The sequence below is a fragment of the Pseudomonas sp. P5_B2 genome (genome assembly GCF_056400445.1).
The window spans coordinates 1-3,896 of sequence record NZ_JBFULH010000386.1 but is presented as its reverse complement, the minus strand read 5'-3'; the positions used below and the strand labels follow the sequence as shown (position 1 = coordinate 3,896).

The window sequence follows — 3,896 nt, the reverse complement described above, 5'->3', positions numbered from 1 at the left end:
CGGCCGACGTGCCCCGTGAAAAACTCGCCGGGCACTTCCACGACACCTACGGCCAGGCCATGGCCAACATCTACGCCAGCCTGCTGGAAGGGATCTCGGTGTTTGACAGTTCCATCGCCGGCCTTGGCGGGTGTCCGTACGCCAAGGGCGCCAGCGGTAACGTTGCCACCGAAGACGTGGTTTACCTGCTGAACGGCCTGGGTATCGAGACCGGTATCGATCTGGATGCCTTGATCCTGGCCGGTCAACAGATTTGCACGGTGCTGGGGCGTCCGACCGGCTCGCGTGTTGCCAAGGCTAGAAGCGCACAGTGAGGCCTTGAGGTGTTACCGCGACGTCGGAAACGTGGGGGCAAGCGAGTAACACGGAAACAAATTGTCGGGATTCGACCTATAGAAAAATCCTACAAAATCTCAATCCATTGATTTTAAAGGGTTTTAAAAAGTTGGCACGGGTCCTGCTATATCTTTTGTATAACAAGAATAAAAAAAGCAGCAAGCACTAATAAAAATAAGACGTAACGACTCTGACATAACAAAAACAACACGGCAGAGRCGCAGCKAACAGATTTTTTTGGAGAAGATGTGCTTTTCAGGGTGCTTTTAGGAGTTACCCRCAACCGGACAGAGAACAATAAAACTACCTTCAGGTAGCTCCCGAACTGGTTGGATCGCTYAGCGAAAAAGYAGATCAGCGCTCAAAAAAATAYGTTTGCTCTTGATCCTGAATGGGGATCGACAAAAACAGCGGTAAAGGGTCACGGTTTCCAAAAACAAAAACAGACCGCCCCTCAATAACAAAAAAAGAGCACGCGCAACGACAAATTAAAGGGGAGCTTCGGCTCCCCTTTGTGCTTTCCGGGATTTGTGTTTCACCACTGCGTTACCTGTGGGAGCGAGCAGGCTCGCTCCCACAGGGGTTTGTGGTCAGGCCTTGTTACTGCGTAATTCCTCGATACTGATCTCACGCATGCGGAATTTCTGAATTTTGCCGGTTACAGTCATCGGAAACTCCTCCACGAACTTGAAGTAACGCGGCGTCTTGAAGTGCGCGATGCGCTCTTTGCACCAGGCTTGCAGCTCTTGCTCGGTGGCGCTGTGGCCCGGGTGGAATTTGATCCAGGCGACAATCTCTTCGCCATAACGCGAGCACGGAATGCCGATCACTTGCACGTCTGCGACCGCCGGGTGAGTGAAGAAGAACTCTTCCAGCTCCCGTGGGTAAACGTTCTCACCGCCCCGGATGATCATGTCCTTGTTGCGTCCGGCAATGTTTACATAGCCCTCGTCGTTCATGCTCGCCAGGTCGCCAGTGTGCATCCAGCCGGCCTGATCGATGGCCTCGGCCGTGCCTTGCGGGTTGTTCCAGTAGCCGAGCATTACGCTGTAACCACGGGTGCACAGTTCGCCGATGGTACCGCGCGGCACGAGGTTACCGGCCTCGTCGATGATTTTGCTTTCCAGTTGCGGCTGGGTGCGGCCGACGGTGGTCACGCGTAATTCCAGCTCGTCTGACGGACCGGTCTGCAACGACACAGGGCTTGTTTCCGTCATACCGTAGGCAATCTGCACTTCGTTCATGTGCATTTCGTTGATGACCCGGCGCATCACCTCGATGGGGCACGTGGCACCCGCCATGATCCCGGTGCGCAGGCTCGACAGATCGAATTCGGCGCGCTTGGGCTGATCGAGCATGGCGATGAACATGGTCGGTACGCCATAAAGTGCCGTGGCTTTTTCTTCAGCGACGGTGGCCAGGGTCAGCAGCGGATCGAAGGCATCGTTCGGGTAAATCATGGTGCTGCCGTGGGTGATGCAGCCGAGGTTGCCCATGACCATGCCGAAGCAGTGATACAGCGGCACCGGGATCACCAGGCGATCAGCGGCGGTCAGGCCGAGGCTTTCGCCGACCATGAAACCATTGTTGAGAATGTTGTAGTGACTGAGGGTCGCGCCCTTCGGGAACCCGGTAGTGCCGGAGGTGTACTGGATGTTCACCGGTTGATCGAAATGCAGGCTGTCCTGGCGCTCGCACAGCTGTTCAATCGAAACGCTGGCAGCCAGATCCGCCAATTGCGACCAAGGCAGAAAACCTGAAGGCGGCTGCGCATCCAGACTGATGACGCCACGCAAGTCGGGCAGGCGTTCGCTGTGCAATTTGCCGATGGATTGCTCGGCCAACTCGGGAACAAGGCCTTGCAGCATTGCGTGATAGTCGGACGTTTTGAAAGCACCGGCGCAGATCAGCCACTGGCAACCGGATTGCTTCAACACGTATTCGAGTTCTGAATTACGGTACGCCGGGTTGATATTGACCAGAATCACGCCGATTTTCGCACTGGCGAACTGGCTGATGCACCACTGGGCGCAGTTCGGTGCCCAGACGCCGAGACGATCACCGGCTTGCAAGCCCAATGACAGCAGCGCTCTGGCATGCAGGTCTACGGCGTCGGCCAGTTGCTGCCAGGTGTAGCGCACCTGCTGATGGCGCACAACCAGCGCCTCCCCGGTCGCGTACTGCGCAACCGTGTTATCGAAAGCTTGGCCGATGGTCATCGCCAGCAAGGCTTTGTCCTGAGAACCACGGGTATAGCTGCGCTGCGGGCTTGCACTGGGTTGATCCATGATGATCCCTATTGTCTTTATTTATGGGCTGGCGGCGGTCACCTGAGCGACTTGTGGCGAGGGGGCTTGCCCCCGTTGGGCTGCGAAGCAACCCCAAAATTTCCGATGTTTCAAAGATCTTGTGAGTGCTACGCACTCAAACGGGGGCGAGCCCCCTCGCCACAGGTCGCTCGCACAAAGTTACTCCGCGTTCAATCTTGAACTGCCTCTACTCTCGCTCAAGTTGACGTTAACGTAAAGGGTGATTGACAGCCATTCGTCACAGGCTTACGTTAACGTAAAGGTGAGAAGCAAACCGCTGCACTCCCCGCCCTACAAAAAAGCCAAAAGGTGCCCCATGAGCTATCAATCCCTGAATTTTGCCCTCGGTGAAACCATCGACATGCTGCGCGATCAGGTTCAGTCCTTCGTCGCCAAAGAGATCGCACCGCGCGCCGCTCAGATCGACATCGACAACCTGTTCCCCGCCGACCTGTGGCGCAAATTCGGCGACATGGGCCTGCTCGGCATTACCGTATCGGAAGAGTATGGCGGCGCGGGCCTGGGTTATCTGGCCCACGTCGTGGCCATGGAAGAAATCAGCCGTGGTTCGGCGTCGGTTGCCCTGTCCTACGGCGCCCACTCCAACCTTTGCGTCAACCAGATCAACCGCAACGGCAACCACGAACAGAAAAGCAAATACCTGCCGAACCTGATCAGCGGCGAGCACATCGGCGCCCTGGCCATGAGCGAACCGAATGCCGGTTCCGACGTGGTCTCGATGAAACTGCGCGCCGACAAGCGCGGCGATCACTACGTGCTAAACGGCAGCAAGACCTGGATCACYAACGGCCCMGACGCCAACACCTACGTGATCTAYGCCAAGACCGACCTGGARAAAGGCCCGCACGGMATCACYGCGTTCATCGTTGAGCGTGACTGGAAAGGCTTCAGCCGCAGCAATAAGTTCGACAAGCTCGGCATGCGCGGCTCCAACACCTGCGAGCTGTTTTTCGACGATGTGGAAGTGCCGGAAGAAAACATCCTCGGCGTGCTCAACGGCGGCGTGAAGGTGTTGATGAGCGGCCTCGACTACGAGCGCGTCGTGCTCTCTGGCGGCCCGACCGGGATCATGCAGGCGTGCATGGACTTGATCGTTCCGTACATCCACGACCGCAAGCAATTCGGCCAAAGCATCGGCGAGTTCCAGCTGATCCAGGGAAAAGTCGCCGACATGTACACCCAACTTAACGCCAGCCGCGCCTACCTCTATGCGGTGGCCCAGGCCTGCGA

At 56.9% G+C, this 3,896-nt stretch carries 2 protein-coding genes and 1 pseudogene; 2 read left to right on the top strand and 1 reads right to left on the bottom strand.

Features of this window, described 5'->3' with window-relative positions; all coding sequences use genetic code 11:
• Positions 1-314: pseudogene (locus tag AC1DRJ_RS20975) on the top strand (hydroxymethylglutaryl-CoA lyase); the annotation flags it as partial.
• Between the two features lie 612 nt (positions 315-926).
• Here the strand turns inward: AC1DRJ_RS20975 and AC1DRJ_RS20970 are convergent.
• Positions 927-2,624: an AMP-binding protein gene (locus tag AC1DRJ_RS20970; protein WP_477803827.1), complete on the bottom strand. Its 1,698-nt coding sequence runs from the start codon at positions 2,622-2,624 to the stop codon at positions 927-929.
• Positions 2,625-2,961: 337 nt separating this feature from the next.
• Between AC1DRJ_RS20970 and AC1DRJ_RS20965 the strand changes: the two genes are divergently transcribed.
• Positions 2,962-3,896: acyl-CoA dehydrogenase family protein (locus AC1DRJ_RS20965; protein ID WP_477803826.1), on the top strand; the 935-nt coding region annotated here is incomplete at its 3' end.

What these genes read in the sequence shown, in the direction of transcription:
- AC1DRJ_RS20970 (WP_477803827.1), bottom strand. Translation starts at nt 2,624, where the DNA reads ATGGATCAACCCAGTGCAAGCCCGCAGCGCAGCTATACCCGTGGTTCT.